Origin of the sequence: Amycolatopsis sp. NBC_00345, from assembly GCF_036116635.1 — a bacterium.
GTDB lineage: Bacteria > Actinomycetota > Actinomycetes > Mycobacteriales > Pseudonocardiaceae > Amycolatopsis.
Window position 1 is genome coordinate 9,750,746 of the sequence record NZ_CP107995.1, and the last position, 25,814, is coordinate 9,776,559.

Consider the following 25,814-nt stretch of genomic DNA (forward strand, 5'->3'; position numbering starts at 1 on the left):
CTGTCCAACCCTCATCAGTCAAACCCACAGCTGTGCCGGTGCCAGCGGTGAAGAGCCCTGCTCTCAAGGATTACGTGCAGCTGGTCCGCGCGCCGGCCGCGCTGACCGTGCTCGGTGACACTGTCGCCGGGTCCGCCGCCGCCGGGCTGCGGATGACCGGGCGGCGGTTGCTGCTCCCGTTCTCGTCGGTCGCCTTCTACTGGGCCGGGATGGCCCTCAACGACTGGGCGGACCGGAAGCTCGACGCCGTGGAACGGCCCGAGCGGCCGATCCCGTCCGGGCGCGTGAGCCCCGGCGCGGCGCTCGGCACCGGGGCCGCGCTGACCGGGGCCGGGCTGGGCCTGGCCGCGCTCGGCGGCGGCCGGTCGGCGATGCGGGTGGCGGTCCCGCTCGCGGTTTCGGTGTGGGCCTACGACACCGTGTTCAAGCCGACCCCGGCCGGCCCGGTCGCGATGGCGGTCTGCCGCGCACTCGACGTCCTGCTCGGCGCGGGCGGAGAAACCCGGCGAGCGGCGACGGCCGCGGCGGCGGTGGGCGTGCACACGCTCGGTGTCACCGCGTTGTCCACCGGAGAGGTGCACGGCGCGAACCCGAACACCGCCCGTGCCGCGCTCGCCGCGAGCGGTGTCGCGACAACGTTGGCAGTCTCGGGCCCGGCTTGCACCCGGTGGAACCGGCTGGTGTCGGTCGCGGCGGGCTCGGGTTACGCGGGCTTCGTCGGCCGGGCGCAGGCGGACGCCGTCCGTGACCCGTCGGCGAAGGTGGTCCGTAACGCCACTAAAACCGGCATCCACGGCATGGTCCCGCTGCAGGCCTCGATCGCGGCCAAGCACTCGGTGTTCGGGGCGGCGCTGGTCGCGGCCGCGCTGCCGATCGCCCGCAGGCTGTCGCGGAAGGTGAGCCCGACATGACCTTCCACCTCGGCTACGGCACCAACGGGTTCTCGAACCACCGGCTCGACGACGCCCTCGCGGTGATCGCCGACCTCGGCTACACCGGGGTGGCGCTGACGCTGGACCACGACCACCTCGACCCGTTCGCCGACGATCTGGCCCAGCGCGTCGACCACGTCGCCGCCCGGCTTTGTGGGCTCGGGCTGAACCGCGTGGTGATCGAAACCGGCGCGCGGTACCTGCTCGACCCGTGGCACAAGCACTCGCCGACGTTGCTGTCCAACGAATCCGCGCCGCGAATCGACTTCCTGGTGCGCGCTCTGCGGATCGCGGCGCACCTCGGCGCGGACTGTGTCTCGTTCTGGTCCGGTGTGTCCACAGTGGACGTAGACCTCGCCTGGGTCCGGCTGCGGGCCGGGGTCGCCGCGGTGCTGGAGCACGCGGGCCGGCTGAACGTCCGGCTGGCCATGGAGCCCGAGCCCGGGCACCTGGTGCAACACCTGAGCCAGGTGCTGGACCTGCGTGAGGAACTCGGCGCGCCGGAGCTGTTCGGCGTCACGCTCGACGTCGGGCACTGCGTCGCCGTGGAACCGGCCGACGCGGCCGAATGCGTCCGGATCGCCGGGCCGCTGCTGTGGAACGTGCAGCTCGACGACATGGTCCCGAACATCCACGAGCACCTGGAGTTCGGTGACGGACAGCTGGACCTGCCCGCCACGCTCGCCGCGCTCGACGAGATCGGCTACACCGGGCTGGCCGCGGTCGAACTGCCCCGGCACAGCCATGCCGCGCCGGACGTGGCGAGGCGGGCCATCGAGGCGCTGCGGGCGGCGCGACCGGTCGAAACCGCGCCCGATACGTGGCTGGGCCGGGCCGAACGCCGGATCCGGGAGCAGCCGTCGGTCATCGGCTCGCTGTTTCCGGCCGTCGGCCGAGAGGTCGGCCGCGCGCCGCTGAGCCCCGAGACCGATCCGCAGGGACTGGTCGACGGGACCGTCGACGACCAGGCCCGGGCCCGGCTGATCACCGTGCTCGCGCAGCAACTGACGGCCGACAAGCTGGCGGCCGAGCTGGGTGAGCTGTACCGGTACGGCGACGACGCCGAGCGGCGCGGCGTCCTGCGCGGGCTGAACCAGCTCGTCGAGGACGGGGTCATCGAGGGCAAGATCAGCGCGGCCGGACAGCTGATCGTCGCGGAAGCGTTGCGCGCCAACGATATTCGGCTGGTCGCCGCCGCCATGGGCGCCTTCGCGGCGCGTCACCTGGAGCCGCACGCCTGGCGGCACGGGGTCCTGAAATGCGTCTTCACCGGCGTTCCGCTCGCTGCCGTCGCGAGTCTCGAAACCCGCGCGGACGAGGAGCTGCGGCGGATGCTCGCCGACTTTGCCGACGAACGCCGGGCGGCCGGACGTGACGTGCCCGCGGACGCCCTAGCGCTGCTAACTGTGCCGTTGCTTACTAATCCGACGGCAGCCACGGCGGAAACGGGTTCCGATGAGCAGGTCGGCTGCAGACCGTATCCGCCTACTTTCGGTCGGATTAGTAAGGAAGGTCGATAACTGTGCGCATCTTCGATCCCCACATCCACATGACCTCCCGGACCACCGACGACTACGAGGCGATGTACGCGGCCGGTGTCCGCGCCCTCGTCGAACCCGCGTTCTGGCTCGGCCAGCCCCGTACCAGCGTCGGCTCGTTCACCGACTACTTCGACGCGCTCATCGGCTGGGAGCGCTTCCGCGCCGCGCAGTTCGGCATCCGGCACCACTGCACGATCGCGCTGAACCCCAAGGAAGCCAACGATCCCCGGTGCGTCGAGGTGCTCGACGTGCTGCCGCGGTACCTCGCCAAGGACGGCGTGGTCGCGGTCGGCGAGGTCGGCTACGACTCGATGACCAAGGAAGAGGACGAGGTCTTCGCGCGGCAGCTGGCGCTCGCCGTCGAGCACGAACTCCCGGTTCTGGTGCACACCCCGCACCGCGACAAGCTGGAAGGGACCAAGCGCACGCTCGACGTCGTCCGCGAATCCGGGTTGGCGCCGGAGCGGGTGGTGGTCGATCACCTCAACGAGGTCACGGTCGAGCTGGTCAAGGACTCCGGCGCCTGGATGGGGTTCTCCATCTACCCCGACACCAAGATGGACGAGCACCGGATGGTGGAGATCCTGCGCCAGTACGGCCTGGACAACATGATCGTCAACTCGGCCGCCGACTGGGGCCGCTCGGATCCGCTGAAGACCGCGAAGACCGGGCAGGCGATGCTCGACGGCGGCTTCACCGAGGCGCAGGTGGACCAGCTGCTGTGGGAGAACCCGGTCGCCTTCTACGGCCAGAGCGGCCGGCTCACGCTTGACCCGCTGCCCGGGTTCACCGGCGAGGCGAGCGAGTTCGCGGGCAACTCGATCCTGCGGGGGGCGCGCAAATGATCTCCTACTGCACAAACGTTCACCCCGCCGAGGATGTTGACGGCATCGTCGCGCAACTGGAGCGGTACGCACTGCCGGTGCGCGAGCGGCTGGGCGCCGACCGGCTCGGTGTCGGGCTCTGGCTGTCCGCTCCGGTTGCGCGCGGGCTCGCCGACGACGCCGATGCACGCAGGAAATTCCGGGCCGAGCTGGACGCCCGCGGGCTGGCCGTGTACACGCTCAATGCCTTCCCGTACGGCGGTTTCCACGACGAGGTCGTCAAGCAAGCCGTCTACCGTCCATCGTGGACCAGCAAGGACCGGGCGGCTTACACGATCGACTGCGTGACGGTGCTCGCGGACCTGCTCGCCGAAGACGCGTCGTACGGCAGCATCTCCACGCTCCCGCTCGCCTGGCGCGAACCGTGGACCGAGCACGACGACCACCGTGCGGCCGAGGCGTTCGAACAGGTCGTCCAGGCGATCCGGGCCACCGGCGACCGGCCGATCCGGCTGGCCGTCGAACCCGAGCCGGGTTGTGTGCTGGACACCGTGGCCGACGCGCTGGGCTGGCTGTCGGGCCGCGTCGACCCGGAATACGTCGGGCTGTGCCTGGACACCTGCCACCTCGCGGTCTCGTTCGCCGACCCGGCGGAAACCCTGGCGGCGATCGCGAAGTCCGGGCTGGACGTCGTCAAGGTGCAGGCTTCCGCGGCCCTGCACGTGGAGAAGCCGGCCGAGGCGCGCGACGCGCTGGCCGCCTTCGCCGAACCGCGGTACCTGCACCAGGTGCGGGAACTCGGCGCCGACGGGGTGGTGCACCAGTCCGACGATCTGCCGGAGGCGTGGACCGAGCTGCCGGGGGAGGGGCCGTGGCGGGTGCACTTCCACATGCCGTTGCACCAGGAGCCGGCGGCGCCGCTCAGCACGACGACGGAGGTGCTGCGCGCGGTGGCCGCCGGTCTGACCGATGCGCCGCACGTCGAAGTGGAGACCTACACCTGGAGTGTCCTGCCGGACGCCGGGGACCTGGTCGGTGGGATCGCTGCCGAAGTCGAATGGGCTCAGAGCAACCTTGTCGGGGAAGGGGTTTCCGCGTGAAGCCGCTGGTGGTGATCGACGTCGTCGGGCTGACCCCGAAGGCGTTGCGGGACATGCCGAAGCTGTCCGCGGTGGCGCGCGAGGGCTGGCAGGCGGAGCTGGGCACGGTGCTGCCGGCGGTCACCTGCAGCGCGCAGTCGACGTTCCTCACCGGGCTGATGCCGGCCCAGCACGGGATCGTCGGCAACGGCTGGTACTTTCGCGAACTCGGCGAGATCTTCCTGTGGCGCCAGCACAACCGGCTCGTCGGCGGCGAGAAGCTCTGGGAGACCGCGCGCGCGGCGCATCCCGGGTACACCGCGGCGAACGTCTGCTGGTGGTACGCGATGGGGATGTCCACCGACGTCACGGTGACCCCGCGGCCGATCTACCACGCCGACGGCCGCAAGTCGCCGGACGCCTACGTGCGGCCGCCCGAGCTGCACGACCGGCTGACGGGTGAGCTGGGGGAGTTCCCGCTGTTCCAGTACTGGGGCCCGACGGCGTCGCTCAAGTCGAGCAAATGGGTGATCGGCGCGGCGCGGCAGATCCTGCGCGAGCGGCGGCCGGACCTGGTCCTGGCCTACGTCCCGCACCTGGACTACGACCTCCAGCGCTTCGGCCCCGACGGACCCGAAGCGGCGCACGCCGCGCGGGAGTTGGACAACGCGCTGGCCCCGCTGCTCGACGACGCCCGTAATGCCGGGGCGACCGTGGTTGCGTTGAGCGAATACGGCATCACGAACGTGCGCCGGCCGGTCGACATCAACCGCGTGCTGCGTCGCGAGGGGCTGCTGGAGGTCTACACCCAGGCGGGGATGGAATACCTCGACCCGTGGGCCTCACGCGCGTTCGCCGTCGCCGACCACCAGGTCGCGCACGTCTACGTCCGCGATGAGTCCGATGTGGAGCGAGTCCGGTCGATCGTCGGCGAGCTGGCCGGCGTCGACGAGGTCCTCGACCGCGAGGCGCAGGCGAAGTACGGGATCGACCACGAACGCGCGGGTGAGCTGGTCGCGGTGGCCGAACCGGATTCGTGGTTCACGTACTACTACTGGCTCGACGATGACCGTAAGCCCGACTTCGCGCGTGGTGTCGAGATCCACCGCAAACCCGGGTACGACCCGGCCGAGCTGTTCTTCGACCCGGAGGACAAGTTGGCGAAGGCGCGGGCCGGGCTCAACCTGGCGAAGAAGTTCGCCGGGCTGCGCTACGCGATGGACGTCGTCCCGACCGATCCGCGCTGGGTGCGCGGCTCGCACGGGCGGCTTCCGGATTCCGCCGAAGACGGTCCGGTGCTGCTGTGTTCGGACCCCGCTTTTCAGCCGTCCGGCCGTATCGGCGCGACTGGCGTCCACCCATTGTTGTTGTCCCTACAAGGCTTGAAATAGGAGAGTAGCTCCACCGCGTCCGGTTCTTTGATCGCTGCCGCTCATTGGAAGGATCGCTACAGCTATGTCTTTGAAACGACGGCTCGGCGTGCTCGTCGCGTCGATGGTCACGGCTCTGACCGGCATCGCGCTACCGGCGGAGGCCGAACCGGCGCACGAAGAGGCGACGGTGCTCGTATTCTCCAAGACCGCGGGATTTCGCCATGATTCGATCCCCGAAGGAATCCGGGCGATCCAGGAACTGGGCGCGGAGAACCATTTCGGCGTGGAGGCCACTGAGGATGCGGCGGCTTTCACCGACGCGAACCTCAAGCGGTTCAGCGCGGTCGTCTGGCTTTCCACCACCGGTGACGTGCTGAACGCGGACCAGCAGGCCGCGTTCGAGCGGTACGTGAAGGCCGGCGGCGGGTACGTCGGCGTGCACGCCGCCTCCGACACCGAATACGACTGGCCCTGGTACGGCGACCTGGTCGGGGCGTACTTCAAGTCCCATCCGAACATCCAGCAGGCCGACGTCAAGGTCGAAGACCGCGACCACGTGTCCACAAAGGATCTTCCGGAGACCTGGCCGCGCGCCGACGAGTGGTACAACTACCGGCAGAACCCGCGCAGCAACGTCCACGTGCTGGCCAGCCTGGACGAAAAGAGCTACCAGCCCGGCGCGGACGCGATGGGCGATCACCCGATCGCCTGGTGCCACGAGAACTCCGGCGGCCGGTCCTGGTACACCGGTGGCGGCCACACCAAGGAGTCCTACGCCGACCCGGCCTTCCGCGCCCACCTCGCGGGCGGCATCCGCTACGCCACCAAGTTGAGCGAGGCGGGCTGCGGCAAGCCGGCCCAAGCGGACCCGGTCGACGCGGACTTCGACCAGATCACCCTGGCCAAAGGCGAAGAGAAGCTCGGCGAGCCGATCGCGCTTTCCGTGCTGCCCAACCGCGACGTGCTGCACACCTCGCGTGACGGCCGCGTCTGGTACACCAGCTCCAGCGCGACGACCAAGCTGGCCGCGCAGATCCCCGTCTACAACCACGACGAGGACGGGCTGCAGGGCGTCGCCATCGACCCGGACTTCGCGAACAACCGCTGGGTCTACCTGTACTACGCGCCCACACTGAGCACCCCGGCCGGTGACGCGCCGGAGACCGGCACCCCGGCGGACTTCGAGCCGTTCAAGGGCTACAACCAGCTTTCGCGGTTCAAGCTGGCCGAGGACAACACCCTGGACCTCACCAGCGAGCAGAAGGTCCTGCAGGTGCCGGCCGAGCGCGGCATCTGCTGCCACGCCGGCGGCGAGATCGACTTCGACGCACAGGGGAACCTGTATCTGTCCACAGGGGACGATTCCAACCCGTTCTCCTCCGACGGCTTCACCCCGATCGACGAGCGGGCCGACCGCAACCCGGTGTACGACGCGCAGCGCAGTGCGGGCAACACCAACGACCTGCGCGGCAAGGTGCTGCGGATCAAGGTCGGCGAGGACGGCGCGTACACCGTGCCCCAGGGCAACCTCTTCGCCGAGGGCACCGACAAGACCCGGCCCGAGATCTACGCGATGGGCTTCCGCAACCCGTTCCGGTTCGCCGTCGACCGCAAGACCGGCTGGCTCCACCTCGGCGACTACGGTCCCGACGCCGGTGCGGCCGACCCGGCCCGCGGCCCGGGCGGCACGGTCGAGTACAACCTGATCAAGAAGCCGGGCAACTTCGGCTGGCCGTACTGCGTCGGCGACAACCAGCCGTTCGTCGACTACGACTTCGCGACCGGCCAGTCGGGCGCGGCCTTCAACTGCGCCGCACCGAAGAACACCAGCCCGCACAACACCGGTCTGACCGATCTGCCGCCGGTCGAAAAGGCCTGGATCCCCTACGACGGCGGCTCGGTACCGGAACTCGGCACCGGCGCCGAATCACCGATGGGCGGCCCGGTCTACCACTACGACGCGGCGAACGCGTCACAGACGAAGTTCCCGGAGTACTTCGACGCCAAGACCTTCGCCTATGAGTGGGAACGCGGCTGGATCAAGGAGATCACCGTTGGTGCTAACGGTGAACGCGGCGCCATCAAGCCGTTCTTCGACTCGATGACACTGACCCGCCCGATGAACATCGAGTTCGGCCCGGACGGCGCGCTTTACGTCCTCGACTACGGCACCGGCTACTTCGGCGGCTCGGCGGAATCCGCGGTCTACCGCATCGACTACACCAAGGGCCGGCGCACGCCGGAGGTCAAGGTGGCCGCGGACCGGACGTCCGGGCAGGGGCCGCTGACCGTGAAGTTCGACCCGGCCGGGACCCACGACCCCGACCAGGACGCCCTCACCTACGCCTGGGACTTCGACGGTGACGGCACGACCGACTCCACCGAGCAGACCCCGGTTTCCCACACCTACACCACAAACGGCCAGTACACGGCGAAGCTTTCGGTCACCGACGCCACCGGGCTGACCGGCGCGGCGAGCGTCGTGGTCACCGTCGGCAACACGGCCCCGGTGGTCACGCTGAAGACTCCGGTCAACGGCAGTGTGTTCAGCTTCGGCGACACGGTGCCGTTCAAGGTCGAGGTGGCCGACGCGGAGGACAACCCGATCGACTGCGCCAAAGTGACGGTCGAGTACATCCTCGGGCACGAGGGCCACGGCCATCCGCTGAGCCGGGCCACCGGCTGCGAGGGCACCATCGCCACCCCGGCCGACGAAGGCCACGGCCTCGACGCCGACGTGTTCGGCGTCATCAACGCGAGCTACACCGACGCGGGTGGCAACGGCGTCCCGGCGCTGTCCGGTGAGGCGGAATCCCTGCTGCAGCCCAAGCTGAAGCAGGCGGAGTTCTACAACGAGTCCAGCGGGATCGAGGTCGTCGGGCACGCGGAGGCCAGCGGTGGCAAGCGCGTCGGCCACATCGAGAACGGCGACTGGATCAAGTTCGACCCGGTGAACCTGGTCGGGGTCAGCGGCATCGGCTACCGGGTCTCCTCCGGCGGAACCGGCGGCACGATCGAGGTCCACTCGGGGGCGCTGGACGGCCCGCTGGTGCAGACCGTCACCGTCGGGAACACCGGCGGCTGGGACACCTACGCCGACCTCGCGCCGGCCGCGATCACCGACCCCGGTGGCACCGCCCCGCTGTTCCTCGTGTTCCGCGGCGGTTCCGGCGGACTGTACGACCTGGATGCGATCACTTTCGAGGAGACCTCATGAGCCGTCCGATCACCCTGTTCACCGGCCAGTGGGCGGACCTGCCGTTCACCGAGGTGTGCAAGCTTGCCGGCGAATGGGGCTACGACGGCCTCGAGATCGCCTGTTCCGGCGACCACTTCGAGGTCGACCGCGCACTGTCCGAAGAGGACTATGTGCCGGGGCGGCTGCGCCTGCTCGCCGAGCACGGCCTCAAGGTGCACGCCATCTCGAATCACCTTGTCGGACAAGCGATCTGCGACGATCCGATCGACGAACGCCACCAGGCCATCATCCCGTCGAGGGTGTGGGGTGACGGTGAGTCTGAGGGCGTTCGCCAGCGGGCGGCGAAGGAGATGGCCGACACCGCCCGCGCGGCGGCGAAGCTCGGCGTGGACACGGTGATCGGCTTCACCGGTTCGAAGACCTGGAAGTACGTCGCGATGTTCCCGCCGGTTTCGCAGGCCGTGATCGACGAGGGCTACCAGGACTTCGCAGACCGGTGGAACCCGATCCTCGACGTCTTCGACGAGGTCGGCGTCCGGTTCGCGCACGAGGTGCACCCGTCGGAGATCGCATACGACTACTGGACCACCAAAAGGGCGCTCGAAGCCGTCGGCAACCGTCCGGCGTTCGGGCTGAACTGGGATCCTTCGCACTTCATCTGGCAGGACCTCGACCCGGTCGGGTTCATCCTCGACTTCGCCGACCGGATCTACCACGTGGACTGCAAGGACACCAGGAAGCGGTTCGACGGCCGTAACGGAAGGCTCGGCTCGCACCTGCCGTGGGGCGATCCCCGCCGGGGCTGGGACTTCGTGTCGACCGGGCACGGCGACGTGCCGTGGGAGGACTGCTTCCGCGCGCTGAACTCCATCGGCTACACCGGCCCGATCTCGGTGGAGTGGGAAGACGCCGGCATGGACCGGCTGCGGGGCGCGGCGGAAGCCGTGACCTACCTGCGGAATCTCTTGTTCGACAAGCCGGCGGCGGCCTTCGACGCGGCTTTCAGCAACCAGAAGTGAGGTCGGTCCCCATGTGCGGTGAAGAAGCCGAAAAGTTCCATTCCCGGCGCTCGATGCTGCGTGGCGCGGCCACGGCGGCGGTCGCGGTCGGCGCCGCGGTCGCGCTGCCGGGTGTCGCGAGCGCCGTGATCGGCCAGAACGCCCCGGAAACCGAAAGCGCGGGCCACGGGCGCGGCCGGATCCCGGTGGACAAGATCAGCATCCAGCTCTACTCCCTGCGCACCGCGCTGGAGGCCGACCTCGGCGGCACGCTGTCCGCGCTGGCGGACATCGGCTACCGGAAGGTCGAGCTGGCCGGGACCTACGGCCGCACGGCCAAGGAGTTCCGCGGCCTGCTCGACAAGAACCACATCCGGGCGTCGTCCACCCACGTCGGCATCGACGGCGACCTCGACCAGACCATCGCGGACGCGAAGGTGCTCGGGAACACCCGGGCCAACGTGCCGTTCGCGGCGTTCGACACCATCGCCGGCTGGAAGGAGTTCGCCGGGCGGATGGACACGGCCGCGCGGGCGTTCCGCAAGGCCGGGATCCCGCTCGGCTACCACAACCACGCGCACGAATTCGCCCCGATCGACGGCGTGCTGCCCTACGACGTGCTGCGGGCGAACACCAGCAAGCGCCTGGTGCACCTCGAGATCGACCTGTTCTGGGCGGTGGACGGCGGGGTGGACCCGATCGACGTGTACCGCAAGAACTTCCCGAGGACCACGCAGTACCACGTGAAGGACCGGACCGCCGACGGCCAGATGGTCGACCCCGGTCAGGGCGTGATCGACTTCCCGCGCATCTTCCGGGCCACCACGCCGAACCTGGCCGAGTACATCGTCGAGCACGACAACCCGACCGATGCGCTGAGCACCGCTCAGAACGGCTTCAGCTATCTCCGTTACCTCCGTTTCTGACTGGGGAATCCACTATGGACAAGATGACCAGGGGCAGACTGTCCCGCAGAACGGTGCTGGCGGGTGCCGCGGCCGGCGTGGTGGCCCCGGTCGCCGTCGCCAGCGCCGCCGGCTCGTCACTGGCCGCCGCGGCCGGGCTGACCAGGCAGGTCACGCTCTACGCCGACTACCTGCCCGGCAGCACCCGCGTCGGGTACGGGCTCGAGCCGGGAAAGCCGACGATTCCCGGGCCGCTGCTGGAAATGTACGAGGGCGACACCTTCGAGATCGAGCTGGTCAACAACACCGACCAGCGGCTGTCCATTCACCCGCACGGCGTCCTCTACGACACCAAGTCGGACGGGTCGCCGTTCAACAACTCCTTCAACAACCCGGGGGAGACCAAGACCTACACCTGGAAGTCCCGCGCCGCGTACCAGGCGGCCAACGGGCTGTGGATGCCCGGCAGCGCGGGCTACTGGCACTACCACGACCACGCGTTCGGCGGCGACCACGGCACCGTCGGCCTGATGAAAGGGCTCTACGGCGGCCTGATCGTGCGCAAGCGCGGCGACCTGCTGCCCGCCAAGACGTTCACCGTGGTGTTCACCGAGATGTGGATCAACCACCAGACCGCCCCGAACACCCCGATCTTCGAGGCGAACCTGGGTCAGCGCGTCGAGTTCATCTGCATCGGGCACGGCAACCTGATGCACACCTTCCACCTGCACGCGCACCGCTGGGCGGACACCCGCACCGGCATGCTCACCAGCGCCACCGACAACGCGCCGGTGATCGACAACAAGACCCTGGACCCGGGTAACTCGTTCGGGTTCCAGGTGATCGCGGGCGACGTCGTCGGCCCGGGCGCGTGGATGTACCACTGCCACGTCCAGCAGCACTCGGACGACGGCATGTCCGGGGTGTTCCTGGTCCGCAACGCCGACGGGGGCATGCCCGCCGGTGCGCAGGACGCGCTCGACCGGTTCAAGGAGCACCACCACGGGACCGCGGCGGCCGAGCCGGCCACCCCCGCGCCGCCCACGGTGGCCACGGACGCGTCGGCCAAGTCCGCCAAGCCGACCATGCCGGGGATGGCCGATATGCCGGGCATGGACATGTCCGGAATGGACATGAGCGGAATGGACATGACCGGGCACCACCACTAGTTCCCCCGACCATCACGAAAGGAGCGAGAGAATGAGACGAAACGTCTCGCAACGCTGGTTCCGCAGACGGCCGTTGGCCGCCTTGGCGGTCGGGGCCGTCGTCGCGGCGGGGCTGCCGCTGACCATCACGCCCGTGGCCCAGGCCGCGACGAACGTCCCGATCGACGTCCTGGTCTTCCACGGCGCGGCCGCGGACCAGAAGGACCCGGTCCTGCGCGCCACCGACGCGATCACCAGCCTGGGGCAGGCGAACGGGATCACCGTCACCGCCTCCGCGGACCCGGCGGTGTTCAGCCCGGCGGGCCTGGCCAAGTACCGCGGGGTCGTTTTCCTGTCCGCCCAAGGGGTCACGCTCGACCGTGACCAGGAAACCGCGCTGCAGAACTATATGAAGGCCGGTGGCGGCTTCCTCGGCCTCTCCGACGCGGCCCGCGCGCAGGACGGTTCGCAGTGGTTCTCCGGGCTGATCGGCGCACGGCCGGTGGGCGCCCGTCCCACCCCGGTGGCGATCACCGCGAGCGCGGAGAACCCGCCGGGCGAGTCCAAGGAGAAGCTGGCCGACAACGACCCCGGCACCAAGTGGCTGGCGTTCGCGAAGACCGGCTGGGTCGCCTACAAACTGGCCGCCCCGACCGCGGTGGCCAGCTACGACCTGGTGTCGGGCAACGACTACGAGGGTCGCGACCCGAAGAACTGGACCCTGCAGGGCTCCACCGACGGGACCACCTGGAAGGACCTGGACACCCGGACGAACGAGACGTTCGCCGACCGGGGCCAGAGCCGCACGTTCACCTTCGCCAACACCACGGCGTACTCGAACTACCGGCTGAACATCACCGCCAACGGTGGTGAGCCGATCATCCAGCTGGCCGACTTCAAGCTGGCCACCGACCCGTCGGCGCCGCCGCCCCCGGAGTCCGCTCCGGCGAAGGCGACCGTCGACGTGCTCGACAAGCTGAACCCGGCGACCGCCGACCTGCCGCAGAAGTGGGAGCGCACCGACCGGTGGCCCAACTGGGAGGTCAACCCGGTGGGCACCGTGCACACGGTCGCGCAGGTCGAGGAGGCCGGCTACACCCCGGCGGCGGGCGCGAACGGCCCGTTCCACCCGATCTCCTGGTGCCGTGACTACGACGGCGGCCGCTCCTTCTACACCGGCATGGGCCGGACCGAGGCGAGTTACGGCGAGGCCGAGTTCCGCAGCCACCTGCTCGGCGCGCTGAAGTGGACCACCGGCATGGTCCGCGGCGACTGCAAGGCGGGCATCGCGGCGAACTACAAGGTCGAACGCCTGACCGCGAAGAACCAGCCCGGCCAGCTGGACCAGATCGGCGAGCCGCACGGGCTCACCATCGCGCCGGACGGCAAGGTCTTCTACATCGGCAAGGCGGCCTGCCCGACCGGTCCGGTGGTCAGCTGGGACGACCCGAACGTCGGCCTCGGCTGCGGCACGATCCACCAGTGGGACCCGGTCACCAAGAAGCCGAAGCTGCTCACCACGCTGGCGGTGATGGGCAACCGCGGCGCCGGTGACGAGCTGGTCAAGAACGAGGAAGGCCTGGTCGGCCTCACACTGGACCCGAAGTTCAGCGAGAACGGCTTCATGTACGCGTACTGGATGCCGCACGACTCGATCGACCGGGTCAAGCAGGTCGGCAAGCGCACGGTCTCCCGGTTCACCTACGACCTGAAGAACCAGACGCTGGACCAGTCCACCCGCAAGGACCTGCTGTCGTGGGAGGTCCAGATCCACAGCTGCTGCCACGCCGGTGGCGGCATGGACTTCGACAAGGACGGCAACCTCTACGTCGGCTCCGGTGACAACAACTCGTCGCAGGGCTCCAACGGCTACTCGGGCAACAACTGGACCGAGGAGTTCCAGGGCCTCTCGTTCCAGGACGCGCGCCGCACCGCGGGCAACACCAACAACCTGGGCGGGAAGATCCTGCGGATTCACCCGGAGGCCGACGGCACGTACACGATCCCGGCGGGCAACCTGTTCCCGGTGGGCCAGTACCCGGCGGACAAGACCCGCCCGGAGATCTACGTGATGGGCGTGCGCAACATCTCCCGGCTGCACATCGACAAGAAGACCAACCAGCTGTACGCGGCGTGGGTCGGGCCGGACGCGTCGTCACCGAGCCCGGAACTCGGCCCGGCCAAGTACGAGACCGCCACGATCATCACCGAGGCGGGCAACCAGGGCTGGCCGTACTGCATGGGCAACAAGCAGCCCTACCGCGACCGCAGCAGCACCAACGCCGCGGAGCTGACCGGCTGGTACGACTGTGACAACCCGGTCAACACCTCGCCGCGCAACACCGGGCTGGTGAACCTGCCGCCGGTGAAGAAGAACATGATCTGGTACTCGCCGGACGGCGGCGGGCCGGTGTTCCCCAACCGGCCGAACAGTGCCATCCCGACGTACAACGCGGCCGAGGCCACCTATACGCAGCCCTACCTCAAGGGCGGCGGCCAGGCGGTCATGGACGGGCCGACCTATCACCGCGACCTGGTCAACACCGCCAGCGGGTCGGCGTGGCCGGCGTACTGGAACGACAAGTGGTTCATCGGCGACGAGAGCAACGGGCAGAACCGGATCGCGGTCACCGTCGACCCGGCCGGGGTCCCGAAGCAGGAGCCGCCGCTGTTCGCCGAGACGCTGCGGCAGATCCTCCCCTCCGGTGGCGGGGACCAGAAGCTGCAGAGCTGGATGGACGCCAAGTTCGGGCCGGACGGCGCGCTGTACCTGCTCGACTACGGCAGCGGCTTCTTCACCCTGGACAGCAACCAGAAGCTGCTGAAGATCAGCTACATCGGCGGCGAGGCGACCCCCGCCGTGACGGCGTCGTCGACCATGGTGCAGAACAAGCCGCTCACGACCGCGTTCACCGGGTCGAAGTCCGGCGGCGTCTCGTACAAGTGGGAGTTCGGCGACGGCGCGGTGTCCACTCAGGCCAACCCGCGGCACACCTACCCGGCGACCGGCCTCTTCACCGCGAAGCTGACCACGACGTACGCGAACGGCGAAACGGCGACCACGAAGACGCCGGTGAACGTCGGGTGTTTCGTGGCCGATCCCAGTCCGACGGTGACCATCGGTGACACGGACACGGCGGTCCCCAACCGCAACGCGGGTGGCGGCTGCACGGCCGACGACCTGATCGACGACGAAAGCACGTGGACCAGCCACGCCGGTTTCGTCAACCACGTCCGGCAAGCCGTCGACGCACTGGCGGACCGGGGAGTGGTGAACGAGGCGGAGGCGGACAAGCTGAACGCCGCGGCCACCGCGTCGCCGATCGGCAACAAGGGCGTCACCGGTTACGACGCGATCTACGACGGGACGGCCGAATCGTTCCGCAACTGGTCGCAGGCGCCTTCGGGCGAGTTCACGATTCAGCCGGACGGGTCACTGAAGCCGTCCGGGGGACTGGGCATGCTGTGGTACTCGGCCCGGCAGTACGGGAACTTCTCGGTGAAACTGCAGTTCAAGGACGTCGCGCCGACCGGCAGCGCGAACAGCGGCGTCTTCGTCCGGTTCCCGGATCCGCGGACGCCACTGGAGCAGCGGCCGCCCGGCAGCTGCGGCACCGTCGGCTCCGCGAGGACCTCGCAGGCCTGGGTCGCGATCTACTGTGGACACGAGGTCCAGCTGTACGACGGGGTCACCGGCGAGCCGCAGAAGACCGGGTCGATCTACAACTTCGACCCGCAGACGATCGACCACGCCGGCGTGACCCCGAAGGGAACCTGGAGCGAGTACGAGGTCAAGGTCGTCGGGCAGCACTACACGATCATCCGCAACGGCGCGGTGATCAACGAGTTCGACAACACCCCCGGCCAGGTCTCGTCCCGGGCGGGTGACCCGTCGACCGATTTCCGGCAGTTCGTCAACGGGTTCATCGGCCTGCAGAACCACAGTGACAACGACCTGATGGAGTTCCGCAACATCCGGGTGCGGCAGCTGTAAACGCTCGTGAGTGTTGCGGACGGTTCTAACCGTCCGCAACACTCACGAGCTTTGACCTTCGCCAACAGGCGGTAAGGAAGGTTCTCCCGTGATGTCCCCAAGAAATCTCGTGGTGACCGTGCTGGTCGCGGCGCTCGCCCTGCTGGGGCTGGCGTGGCCAGGCTCCGCCACGCCCTCCGCGCCCGCCCCGCCCGCGCCGGCCGCCGCGCCGGTCCAGACCCTGACCTGGACGGCGGGCAACAGCACCGACCACTACCTCAGCGCGCCGGCCACCGCTGTGGCCGGGGAAACGCTGGTGCTGTTCAAGAACACCGAAGCGCTCGGCTCGACGATGACGCACACCCTGACGTTCGACACCACGACCCCGGGCTACAACCACGACGTCGACCTGAACATCACCGCCAACCCCTACGACGACCAGAACGGCGAGCACGAGGCGACCATCACGCTCACACCCGGCAAGTACCGGTTCCACTGCGTGGTGCAGGGCCACGAGAAGATGGTCGGCGAGCTGGTCGTCACCGGTGGGCCGCCGGTCGACACCACGCCGCCGACGGTGACCGCGAACGTCACCGGGAACAAGGACACGGCGGGCAACTACGTCGGGTCCGCGACGGTGAACCTGACCGCCACGGACACTCAGTCCGAAGTGGACAAGGTCGAGTACCAGCTCGACGGCGGCGCGTGGACCACGTACACCGCACCCGTGGTGGTCAGCACGGTGGGCTCGCACATGGTCCACTACAAAGCGACTGACAAGGCTGGGAACGTTTCGCCGGAAGCGATGGCGTCGTTCACCGTCGTCGAGCCAAAACCGGGTGACACCACGCCGCCGACGGTGACCGCCGAGGTGACCGGGAACAAGGACACGGCGGGCAACTACCTCGACACCGCCACGGTGAAGCTGACCGCGGCCGACAACGACGGTGGCTCCGGCATCGACAAGGTCGAGTACAAACTCGACGACGGTGCGTGGACCGCTTACGCGGCAACGGTTCCGGTGACGGCGCCGGGAATGCACATGTTCCACTACCGCGCCTCCGACAAGGCGGGCAACCAGTCGACGGAGGGCATGGCGCACTTCACGGTGGTCAGCAGCGACACCACCGCGCCGGCCGTGACCGCGTCCGTCGCGGGCACGAAGGACCCGGACGGTAACTACGTCGGCAAGGTGACCGTGACCCTCGCGGCTACCGACGCCGGCTCCGGCCTCGACAAGGTCGAGTACAAATTGGACGGTGGCGCTTGGCTGGTGTACACCGAACCGCTCGCGTTGACGGCGGCCGGTGCGCACACCGTGACCTACCGGGCGACCGACAAGGCGGGGAACGTCTCGCCTGAGGGCACGTCGGCGTTCACGATCGTCGCGGGCGGCGACACCGTCGCGCCCGCCGCTTCCATTGTGGTCAGCGGCAATCTTGATGCCGACTGGCGTTACATCGAGAACGCGACCGTCACCCTGACCGCGGAGGACAACGCCGGTGGGTCCGGAGTGGACAAGATCGAGTACAAACTCGACGGTGGCGCCTGGACGACCTATGCGGATCCGGTCAAGGTGACCGGAATCGGCGCGCATTCGGTGTGGTACCGGGCATCCGACAAAGCGGGCAACATCTCGGCCGAGAAGGGCGGGGCGTTCACCATCGCCGAGGCACCGCCGGGGCCGGACCTGTGCCCGGATTCGGACGTCCGGGACACCGTGGTGCTCGGGGTGGCCGACAGCCAGGTCGAGAACCGCGACCTCGGCAACGGGTGCACGATCAACGACACGATCGACGACGAGTCGGAGTACGCGTCGAACAGCCAGTTCGTCGCTTATGTCAGTGCGGTGACCCAGGAACTGGTCGACAACGGGGCGCTCTCGGCCCAGGAGCGGAACCAGATCATCACCGCCGCGTACGACTCCGGGATCGGCGGGGCCGCGGAGTTCGTCAAGCCGCAGCCGAAGAACCCCGGCCTGACGAAGCTGGTCAAGAACTCGGCCCGGTACCTCTGACCCGGTACCTCTGACCTGGTACCGCTGACCGGTTCACAGGGGCAAGGAACGGCGTTGTCACGCGCCGTTCCTTGCCTCGTTTTTCTGGCAGACTCGGGGATATGACGACGCCAGCCGTGACGCCGACGTCGTCGCGGCGCTGCGGGACCAGCGGCTCGTCTCCGGCAACCTGCGCAGGGCCTCACCAACGAAGCCGACCACGTCCGGTTCCAGCAGCTGCTGAAGCGGTACTTCACCCCGGCGATGGTGAACGGCCTGCGCCCGCGCGTCCGCGAGTTCACCAACGAGCTGCTCGACGCTGTGGCGGCCGCCGGGAAGATGGACGTGGTCGAAGACCTGGCCTACCCGTTGCCCGCCACCATCATCGCCGAGATGCTCGGCATGCCCATCGCCGACCGTGAGCGGCTGCGGGTGCTGGTGGCCGACCGGCGGCGCGAGCCCCGGGACGACCTGCTGACGATGTTCGTCGAGGCCGAGCGGGACGGCAAGGTCGACGAGGACGAGATCGTCGCGAACTGCCTGCTGCTGCTGTTCGCCGGGCACGAGACCACGGCGAACCTGATCGCCAACGGCCTGGTGCTGCTGTTCGAGAACCCGGATCAGCTGGCTGAAGTCCCGCCCCGAGCTGATGCCGTCGGCCGTCGAGGAGATGATGCGCTGCGACGGCCCGGCCGGCCTGATCTCCCGCGTCAGCGCGGAGCCGGTGGAGGTCGCCGGCCACACCTTCCCGGCCGGCGAGCGCTTCTACCTCGGGTTGAACGCGAGCAACCGCGACCCGTGCCTCCGCGTGGTGCTGGAGCGCTGCCCCGACCTCCGGCCCGGCTACGAGACCCCGGACTGGCGCCCGGTCATGCCGTTGGGCCACCACCTGGACAGCCTGTGGGTGAAGCTCTAAATGACGTTGTGCACCGCTTTGAGCGCGAGGTCGACTTCGTCGAGGGTGTTGTTGATCCCTGCGGCCAGACGCACGGTCTGGTGGTCGTAGGGCGAGGTCGCGGCGACGATGCCCTGAGCGGCAAGGTTGTCCACGACGTGTTTGGGCGTGTGCCGAAGGGGCCGGAAGCAGACGAAGCCGCTGGCCATGCTCTGCTCCCACGGGGTGAGCACCTGGGCGTTCGGGTTCTCGGCCAGCCCGTGCCTGAGCCGGGAGTTCAGCTCGTGGATGCGCGCCGTGATGACGCTTCGCCCCATGCGCTCGTGGAACCGGCAGGCCTCTTCCAGCGCGAAGATGTTGGCGTAGTCGGTAAAACCGCCAGGAGCGACGTAGGAGGCCCGGGTGGACGGCAGTTGCGTGCCTTGCAGCCAGCAGGCGTGCAGCGTCGCGTCGATCTCGAAGGAGGGGACGGTCGGGGCGAGGTGGGACCAGGCGTCGGGACGTCCGTGCAGCACGCCGGTGCCCGGTGGGCCGAGGAACCATTTGTGCGCCCCGGCGATGAAGAAGTCGGCTCCCAGCGTGGCGGCGTCAGTGTTTTCGACGCCGAAGCCGTGCACCCCGTCGACCACCAGGATGAGCCGGTCCCCGAGGTCGCGCGCGCGGTTGACGTCGTCGACGAGCTGAGCGATCTCGCGCACCGGGTATTTGACCCCGGTGCGTGAGCTGACCCAGGTCAGGCCGAGGCACCGGGTCCGCGGGCCGATCGCGTTCCGGACGCGGTGGACGATTTCGTCGGCGCTGGGTTGGACTCCGTCGTCACCCGGGGTGCTGACCCGCACGTTCGCGCCGGCCTTCTCGGCGGCCCGGCGGGCGGATTCGTGGTGGGCGTAGTGGGGATCGCCGACGAGCAGGATCTCCGACCCGGCCGGGAGCGTCAGCCCGTTGTAGACGAGGGCGAGGCCGGTGGTCGTGTTGGGCACGAGCGCGACCTCCTCGACGGGAGCGCCGAGGTAGCCGGCCATGGCCGTTTTGGCCTGCAGGTACGGGCTGTCGGCGGGAATGTCGGCGCCCAGGTCCTGCAGGGTTCCCAGCAGGTAGGACTCGACCAGGTGCGGGTCGCGGTACAACCGGTCGCGCCACAGCTGCGCCGCCGCCCGGACGCTGGCCGGCGGGGAGGCCAGGAAGAAGTTGGCCAGGTGGATCCGCGCCGGGTCGAGGCAGAACTCGCCGCGCACCTGGGACCAGAACAGTTCGGAGAGACGCCCGGCGGGCACGGGCTGTGGTCCCGTTCGCCGGGAACGCAGAGGGATGGGTGACAAGGAGGCCCTCCAGCATCGATCGACCTGACCGGAAGAAGCTGGGTCAGCGTAGATCGTTTTCGTCTGGGAGGGAGGGTCCGCGGAGTGAACCCGTAGTGGATCTTTCGAGATGTTTACCTGGATCCGTTTTCGCTTAACGTCACCACCTCCCGGCGCCGGGTTCAGCCCTCGATCCGGACGCTCAACTGAACACCGAGCCGCCGGAACCCGAGCGCCCACGCCACCCGCCGTGACGCTTCGTGCCCCGCCCGCCATTGCGGCAGCAGCCGGTTGGCCAACCCGTCCGCGGTCGCTGCGCCGGCGACAACGCGCGCCAGCCCGCGGCCCCGCTGGTCCGGCACGGTCAGCACGCACACGTGGGCCGCCTGCCCGGGCCAGTGCTGATAACCGGCCGCCGCCACAACGCGGGTCCCGTTGCGCACCACGAACGCGGGCGAGGTGATCTCGGCCAAGCCGCACTGCTCGGCGTCCCCCGCCGGGACCGACGCGAGGAGGGTGGCGAGATCGCGGTGACCGGGCGGGATCGTCTCGGTGGCGTTCGGCGTGGTGGGCTGGAAGGTTCGCTCATCGCAGTAGTCCAGGGTGCCCGGCCCCAGCACCTCGGCGACCGGCACGGCGCGGCGCAACCGGTCCGGGTCGGTCAGGGCCGCGGCTGGCAGCCCGGCACCGGCCTCGCGCATGACGTCGAGCAAGCCAGGCGCGGGAACGGTGACGATCGCGGCGTCACCCACCGAGACGATGCCGACCCAGCCCGGCGGGCACAGCAACGATCCGGCCGAGACGACCACATGCGCCCCGCCTTCGGCCGGGAAGGCCACCGGGGCGCCGGCCTGCTCAAGCCAGACGCGCCGAGCTCGGGTCAGTAACGGATCACCAGCCATCAACGCATCGTCACAGATGGTGATCCTTGGGGCCAGCGAGTTTGCGGGCGTTGGCGGTACCCCGCAACATGCACAGAACCCGGGCGGCCCACCGGACTTGGTGAGCCGCCCGGGTTCTCCGGATGACGTGCGCTCAGGAGATCGAGAAGTCGTCCGCGTAAACGGTTCCCTGCGCGTACCAGCCGTGCACCGACACGGTCACCGCGCCCGACGAGCCGGTCGTGAACGGCAGCGACTGTTGCGTCCATCCGCTCGACGAAGTCCACGTGGTCGCGCTCGCGCCGCCGCTGACGCCGATGTAGGCGAAGTTGCCCTGCACCCATCCCTTGAGGGTGTACGAGTGGTTCGGCAGAAGCGTCACGGTCTGCGACGCCTGGCCGGTCTGGGAGCTCGTCGCGTTCACCTTCAGTGCGTGCGAACCGCCGTGCGCCGGGCTCGACACCACCGCGTCACCGGAGTCGCCGGTCCACGGGGTGAGCGCGCCTGCCTCGAAGTCGCCGTTGGTGAGGCCCGTGGGCGGCGGCGTCGTGCCGTTGACGGTCACCGTGTACGTCGTGCTGTGGCTGCCCAACGGGCTGGTGCCGGTGACGGTCAGCGGGTAGCTGCCGGAGACCGCGGACGAGGCGGCCGACACGGTGAGCGTCGCGTTGCCGCCCGCAGTGACGGAGGTCGGGCTCACCGACGCGGTCACGCCGGCGGGCGCACCGGTGACAGACAGGCTCACGCTCTGCGCCGAACCGGACGTGACGGCCGTGTGCACGCTGGAAGTGACCGACGCGCCGGCGTTGACCGAGCCGGACGCCGGGCTCAGCGAGACCGAGAAGTCGTTGGCCGGCGGGGTGGTGGTGCCGCTGGTGAACGGCGCGAAGGTGTGGCTGAACTGCCAGGTGCTCTGCGCGATCCCCGAGCAGGTGTCGGACGCGGCGCTGCCGGGGCAGCTGCCGTTGTCGCGCTGCAGGGCCCAGAACGACAGCGTGTTGATGCCCTTCGACACCGCCCAGTTGTAGACGGTCGTGGCGTCCGCGGTGGTGAAGGTCTCCGCGGGGCCGTAGTCGTCGACGCCGACCATCTCGGTGATGCCGACCATCGCCCACAGCTGGGCGTTGGTCTTGCCCGGGTACAGCCCGGCCAGCTCGCTGATCAGGCCGTTCGCCGAGGACTCGGTGTCGTTGGCCATCTCGTGGTTCGCGCCGTCGTAGTAGTCGAAGGTCATCATGTTCACGACGTCGACCCTGGCGCCGTTGCTGACCGCGTTGTTCAGCACCGCCATGCCGTTGTCGGCGAGCCCGCTGGTCGTGGTCGGCAGGGTGTAGGCGAACTGGACGGTCCGGCCGTTCGCCGCGGCCCAGTCCTCGACCTGCTTCATGGCCTTGTTACGGCGGTCGATGCCGGCCGAGTTGGTGAGGGAGTTGTCCTCGATGTCGAAGTCGAGGCGGGTGACGTCGTAGGTGGTGATCACGTTTTCGTAGGCGGCCGCGATCTGGCTGACGTTCGTGCAGCTGTCGGCGATCTCGGTGCCCCCGTTGTCGGCGGCGTACCCGCCGAAGGACGGGATGACGTCGCCGCCGTTGGCCCGGATGGTCGCGAACGAGCTGCCGTAGGTGGACTGCGAGATCGGCGTGCTCGTGTCCCCGTCCCAGTAGACGGTGCACGAGCCCTTCGTGGCGGCCTGGACGAACGCCATGGTCAGGTACTTCGCGCCCGACTGCTGGGCGAGCGTGGCGGGGTCGTCGCCGTTGTAGGCCTCGAAGTACGGGGCGAAGACATGGCTCGGCAACGGCGTCGCCGCCTGAGCGGTGCCGGCGCCGACAACGGCCAGCCCAACGGCCGCGACGGCCGTCGCGGCGAGGGTGAGGGTGGTGACTGCGGGTCTGAGCAGACGCATGATCGCTCCAGCAGCAGTGGTGGGGATCGGTCAGATGCACTCACAATTGGACTAGACCATGGACTTGTCAAGGTGGTGAGCCCGGTTGGTCTAAACCACTAGGGGCATTCGCCGCCGCCCGGAGCGCCTCATTGAGGTTTTCTCAGTGGGGCTGGGTGGGGTGGGTGTTGTCGTGGGGTGAGGCGTGGGGTCGCTGGTAGGACTGGATTTGCGAAGGATCGAATCCTAGGGTCCGGGGCCCCATGTGATTTCCTATGGTGCCACGCTCGGCGTGACACGCGAGCTGGCCCTGTTCGTCGCCGATGTGCTGCGTGCCGAACGCCGCCGCCGGGGCACCCGGCGCGCGTTGACCCCGTTCCGGCAGGCAGTGCTGGTGCTGCGCTGGTTCCGCGACGCCACGCCCCGGACCTGCACCAGGTCCTGCAGCAACGCCGTGCCGCCGGCGACACCCACGTGATCCTCGACGGCACCCTCATCCCCGCTGCCCGGGTCGCGGCCACCACGATCAAAACCAAGGGCAAAACCGCGGCGCTACCGTGCACCTGTGGTACTCCGGCAAGCGCCGCAGCTTCGGCGGGAACATTCAATTCCTGGCCGGCGCCGACGGGTTCCCGCTCTGGGCTTCCCCGGTACTGCCCGTCGCCCGCGACGACCTCTCCGTCGCCCGCGACCTCGGCGTTATCAGCGCCTTGACCGCCGCCGCAACCCAGGGCCTGAAAACCCCTCGCCGACAAGGCCTACCACGCAACCGCCACTCGCGGTCGATCACCAGACGTGCAACCTGCTCCGCACCCCGATGTGTTTGGGGCAGAGGGTGATGCGGTGCAGGGCTTGCCAGCGGGCACCATCGTCCAAGCAGCACTCGTCCTCACCCACCACGAACACCACGGAGGCGGAGCAACCAGGTAAAAGGGCGGTATCACGCGACGCTGGCCCAGTCTGGGGGTGCTCGCTGTGTGCCGGGTCAGGCGGCTGCCTCGCGCCCGGCCCCGCCTGCGGCGTCTCTCGACCGGCTCTCGTGCAGTGGTGGCGGTGTTGTCGCATACACCTGCCCGGTCGGGGTGGTGATCGTGCCTTCACCGCCGGGCGCCGTGGTGCAGGTCCAGTCGGGTTCGTCTTTGAGGCGGTGGTGTCGTCGACAGCGCGGGCCCAGGTTGTCTTCGGCGGTGTGGCCGCCCTTTGCGAAGTCCCGCGTGTGGTCGATGTCGCTGTACTGCGACGGGCGATGACATCCCGGGTGCTGGCATACCCGGTCCCGCACCTGGACGAGGTCTGCGAGGGCGGCTGGTGGCCGGTAGCGGGTGCGGCCGACGCTGAGGACCTGTCCGGTGTCGGGTTCGGTGATGATCCGCCGCCACACTGAGTTCGGGTCTGTGGCGAGTGCCCGCGCCAGCCACGCCGGGACCGTGCCGCAGCCGGAGAGTTCGGCGGGATCCTCGTTCAATCCGGCCAGCGTCAAAAGGTCCACATAGACATAGACAACGGGCTTGATGCCGCTGTCGCCCGATGTCCGGTACAGCAGCCGATCAGCCAGGACATCCGCGCGCAACTGCTCCAACGTCCTGGCCTCGCCTCCGCGACGGAGCTTCCGTGCTTGGTGGTCGAGGGAGGTGTAGATCGCCGACGCTTGTTCCACGGGCAGATCACACAGCAAGGTGGACATCGTCTCGTCCTGGTGAATCAGGCAGACGTTGCGGTCGCGCCGTCGCGCGCGGGATCTTCGCTCATATCCTTCAGCATCCACCTTCTGCACTACCCGATTCACCGCCGCCCGCAACGACGACGGATTCTTCCCCGCCAACCGCGACGCCACAATCGCGTCAACCTGACCGGCCATCTCGTCAGAAAGAGCGATAGTCGGCTCGAAAACCATCCGCGCCTTAAATGCGTCGATCTCCCCACGCCGGAAAGCCGCGAACGTCGCCGGTAGCCGGGTTGTCAGTGCCTGCGCCAACGCGACATCAGCCCCAGCTCGCCGCTCTGTCACCGACAACTCCAACGCCAGCTCAGCCGCCACCGACCGGGCAGACCCACCCGTCGCCGCGAACAACGCGACATCAGCGGCCTGCTCGGCCTCCAGCTGCGCCACCCGGATGGCCCGTTCATGAATCCGAGACAAAACATCGGAAGCGTCATGTAAAGAAGAATCCCCATAACAACTCACCCTTTAATTTTACCGACGCCACCCACCAAAAACGTCACCAAATAGAGTGAACAAAAAACGTCTTCGTGCCGGTCAGCCCAACGACGCGCTCGCCGTCCGCAGCTCGTCCAGAGCGGGAAGGATGAACCCGGCAAGTTCGCCCTCGCCGTCACGGTCGCCCTCGGACCATTCGGCGTACCCACGCTTGAACGCAAGAACGCCCAGTGCGCTAGCGAGAGCCGCGGTCGGTTCGGGCACGCCGCGGGCGACCAGGGCGGTGGTCATGGCGGCGGCGAGGCTGACGTTCTTGAGGGCGTCACGCTCCTGAAGCTCAGTGCTGGCAGCGACAGCCGCCTTCAGGCGAGGGCCGAGTTCGCGGCTCGCGGGGCTCATTGCGGTCGATGCGCGTTCGAGGCCGGCCGCGACCGCCTCGAGTGGGCTGGCGGTGGCGGGTGCCTCGGCGATTCCCTCGGTCAGCAGCCGGCTCAGTGTCTCCTGCCCGGCCACCAGCAGCTCGCGCTTGTCGGGGAAGTGCCGGAAGAAGGTGCTTTTGGTGACGCCGGCGCGCTCGGCGATCTGCGCGACCGTCGTGGCGTCGTAGCCCTGCTCGGTGAACAGGTCGACGGCCGCCACGACGAGGCGTTCCCGCGCTCCTGGTTCCCACCGTCCCATGAATCAACCATACGTGATGAGACCATGGTCCCGTCACTCTGGTAGCGTGTG

At 68.8% G+C, this 25,814-nt stretch carries 18 protein-coding genes and 1 pseudogene; 14 read left to right on the plus strand and 5 right to left on the minus strand.

Annotated elements, in window-relative coordinates:
• The first annotated feature begins 47 nt into the window (after positions 1-47).
• The 13 genes and pseudogenes from OG943_RS44575 to OG943_RS44635 all read left to right on the plus strand — a co-directional run bounded on the left by OG943_RS44575 (position 48) and on the right by OG943_RS44635 (position 18,884).
• Positions 48-911 carry an SCO3242 family prenyltransferase gene (locus OG943_RS44575; protein WP_328606894.1) on the plus strand — a complete coding sequence of 288 codons (864 nt, stop codon included), beginning with the start codon at positions 48-50 and terminating at the stop codon, positions 909-911.
• Complete coding sequence (locus OG943_RS44580) at positions 908-2,452, plus strand: EboA domain-containing protein (protein WP_328606895.1); 1,545 nt, start codon at positions 908-910, stop codon at positions 2,450-2,452. Before OG943_RS44575 ends, OG943_RS44580 begins: the two co-directional genes overlap by 4 nt.
• A gap of 2 nt (positions 2,453-2,454) precedes the next feature.
• On the plus strand, positions 2,455-3,318 hold the full coding sequence (locus tag OG943_RS44585; protein ID WP_328606896.1) for a TatD family hydrolase: 864 nt from the start codon (positions 2,455-2,457) through the stop codon (positions 3,316-3,318).
• Entirely contained in the window at positions 3,315-4,397 is a 1,083-nt protein-coding gene (gene eboE, locus OG943_RS44590; RefSeq protein WP_328606897.1) for a metabolite traffic protein EboE, read from the plus strand. The genes OG943_RS44585 and eboE overlap by 4 nt, the downstream gene beginning before the upstream one ends.
• The gene (locus OG943_RS44595; protein ID WP_328606898.1) at positions 4,394-5,767 is read left to right on the plus strand and encodes an alkaline phosphatase family protein; all 1,374 of its coding nucleotides are present in this window, start codon (positions 4,394-4,396) and stop codon (positions 5,765-5,767) included. The genes eboE and OG943_RS44595 overlap by 4 nt, the downstream gene beginning before the upstream one ends.
• A gap of 103 nt (positions 5,768-5,870) precedes the next feature.
• A complete protein-coding gene (locus OG943_RS44600; RefSeq protein WP_328612338.1) occupies positions 5,871-8,966 on the plus strand; it encodes a ThuA domain-containing protein in 3,096 nt (1,031 codons plus the stop codon).
• On the plus strand, positions 8,963-9,967 hold the full coding sequence (locus tag OG943_RS44605) for a sugar phosphate isomerase/epimerase family protein (protein WP_328606899.1): 1,005 nt from the start codon (positions 8,963-8,965) through the stop codon (positions 9,965-9,967). The genes OG943_RS44600 and OG943_RS44605 overlap by 4 nt, the downstream gene beginning before the upstream one ends.
• Before the next feature lie 11 nt (positions 9,968-9,978).
• On the plus strand, positions 9,979-10,872 hold the full coding sequence (locus tag OG943_RS44610; protein ID WP_328606900.1) for a sugar phosphate isomerase/epimerase family protein: 894 nt from the start codon (positions 9,979-9,981) through the stop codon (positions 10,870-10,872).
• Between the two features lie 14 nt (positions 10,873-10,886).
• A complete protein-coding gene (locus OG943_RS44615; RefSeq protein WP_328606901.1) occupies positions 10,887-12,020 on the plus strand; it encodes a multicopper oxidase domain-containing protein in 1,134 nt (377 codons plus the stop codon).
• 31 nt (positions 12,021-12,051) lie between these two features.
• Complete coding sequence (locus OG943_RS44620) at positions 12,052-15,993, plus strand: ThuA domain-containing protein (RefSeq protein WP_328606902.1); 3,942 nt, start codon at positions 12,052-12,054, stop codon at positions 15,991-15,993.
• Positions 15,994-16,084: 91 nt separating this feature from the next.
• A complete protein-coding gene (locus OG943_RS44625) occupies positions 16,085-17,989 on the plus strand; it encodes an OmpL47-type beta-barrel domain-containing protein (protein WP_328606903.1) in 1,905 nt (634 codons plus the stop codon).
• Positions 17,990-18,448: 459 nt separating this feature from the next.
• Positions 18,449-18,538 (plus strand): annotated as a pseudogene (locus tag OG943_RS48575) (hypothetical protein); the annotation flags it as partial.
• A gap of 79 nt (positions 18,539-18,617) precedes the next feature.
• Positions 18,618-18,884: a hypothetical protein gene (locus OG943_RS44635; protein WP_328606905.1), complete on the plus strand. Its 267-nt coding sequence runs from the start codon at positions 18,618-18,620 to the stop codon at positions 18,882-18,884.
• On the opposite strand, the gene OG943_RS44640 is transcribed toward OG943_RS44635, so the two are convergent.
• The 3 genes from OG943_RS44640 to OG943_RS44650 form a co-directional block, all read right to left on the minus strand.
• The gene (locus tag OG943_RS44640; protein WP_328606906.1) at positions 18,881-20,137 is read right to left on the minus strand and encodes an aminotransferase class V-fold PLP-dependent enzyme; all 1,257 of its coding nucleotides are present in this window, start codon (positions 20,135-20,137) and stop codon (positions 18,881-18,883) included. The genes OG943_RS44635 and OG943_RS44640 overlap by 4 nt on opposite strands.
• A 206-nt stretch (positions 20,138-20,343) precedes the next feature.
• Positions 20,344-21,063: a GNAT family N-acetyltransferase gene (locus OG943_RS44645; RefSeq protein WP_328606907.1), complete on the minus strand. Its 720-nt coding sequence runs from the start codon at positions 21,061-21,063 to the stop codon at positions 20,344-20,346.
• 133 nt (positions 21,064-21,196) lie between these two features.
• Positions 21,197-22,948 carry a glycosyl hydrolase family 18 protein gene (locus OG943_RS44650; RefSeq protein WP_328606908.1) on the minus strand — a complete coding sequence of 584 codons (1,752 nt, stop codon included), beginning with the start codon at positions 22,946-22,948 and terminating at the stop codon, positions 21,197-21,199.
• A gap of 271 nt (positions 22,949-23,219) precedes the next feature.
• Between OG943_RS44650 and OG943_RS44655 the strand changes: the two genes are divergently transcribed.
• Positions 23,220-23,405: a hypothetical protein gene (locus OG943_RS44655; protein WP_328606909.1), complete on the plus strand. Its 186-nt coding sequence runs from the start codon at positions 23,220-23,222 to the stop codon at positions 23,403-23,405.
• Positions 23,406-23,912: 507 nt separating this feature from the next.
• Here OG943_RS44655 and OG943_RS44660 read toward each other — a convergent pair.
• Together OG943_RS44660 and OG943_RS44665 are read right to left on the minus strand one after the other, a co-directional pair.
• On the minus strand, positions 23,913-25,037 hold the full coding sequence (locus tag OG943_RS44660; protein ID WP_328606910.1) for an HNH endonuclease signature motif containing protein: 1,125 nt from the start codon (positions 25,035-25,037) through the stop codon (positions 23,913-23,915).
• 147 nt (positions 25,038-25,184) lie between these two features.
• Positions 25,185-25,763: a TetR/AcrR family transcriptional regulator gene (locus tag OG943_RS44665; protein ID WP_328606911.1), complete on the minus strand. Its 579-nt coding sequence runs from the start codon at positions 25,761-25,763 to the stop codon at positions 25,185-25,187.
• Positions 25,764-25,814 lie beyond the last annotated feature (51 nt).

What these genes read in the sequence shown, in the direction of transcription:
- OG943_RS44580 (WP_328606895.1), top strand. Translation starts at nt 908, where the DNA reads ATGACCTTCCACCTCGGCTACGGCACCAACGGGTTCTCGAACCACCGG.
- eboE (WP_328606897.1), top strand. Translation starts at nt 3,315, where the DNA reads ATGATCTCCTACTGCACAAACGTTCACCCCGCCGAGGATGTTGACGGC.
- OG943_RS44600 (WP_328612338.1), top strand. Translation starts at nt 5,871, where the DNA reads ATGGTCACGGCTCTGACCGGCATCGCGCTACCGGCGGAGGCCGAACCG.
- OG943_RS44605 (WP_328606899.1), top strand. Translation starts at nt 8,963, where the DNA reads ATGAGCCGTCCGATCACCCTGTTCACCGGCCAGTGGGCGGACCTGCCG.
- OG943_RS44610 (WP_328606900.1), top strand. Translation starts at nt 9,979, where the DNA reads ATGTGCGGTGAAGAAGCCGAAAAGTTCCATTCCCGGCGCTCGATGCTG.
- OG943_RS44615 (WP_328606901.1), top strand. Translation starts at nt 10,887, where the DNA reads ATGGACAAGATGACCAGGGGCAGACTGTCCCGCAGAACGGTGCTGGCG.
- OG943_RS44620 (WP_328606902.1), top strand. Translation starts at nt 12,052, where the DNA reads ATGAGACGAAACGTCTCGCAACGCTGGTTCCGCAGACGGCCGTTGGCC.
- OG943_RS44625 (WP_328606903.1), top strand. Translation starts at nt 16,085, where the DNA reads ATGTCCCCAAGAAATCTCGTGGTGACCGTGCTGGTCGCGGCGCTCGCC.
- OG943_RS44635 (WP_328606905.1), top strand. Translation starts at nt 18,618, where the DNA reads ATGCCGTCGGCCGTCGAGGAGATGATGCGCTGCGACGGCCCGGCCGGC.
- OG943_RS44645 (WP_328606907.1), bottom strand. Translation starts at nt 21,063, where the DNA reads ATGGCTGGTGATCCGTTACTGACCCGAGCTCGGCGCGTCTGGCTTGAG.
- OG943_RS44650 (WP_328606908.1), bottom strand. Translation starts at nt 22,948, where the DNA reads ATGCGTCTGCTCAGACCCGCAGTCACCACCCTCACCCTCGCCGCGACG.
- OG943_RS44665 (WP_328606911.1), bottom strand. Translation starts at nt 25,763, where the DNA reads ATGGGACGGTGGGAACCAGGAGCGCGGGAACGCCTCGTCGTGGCGGCC.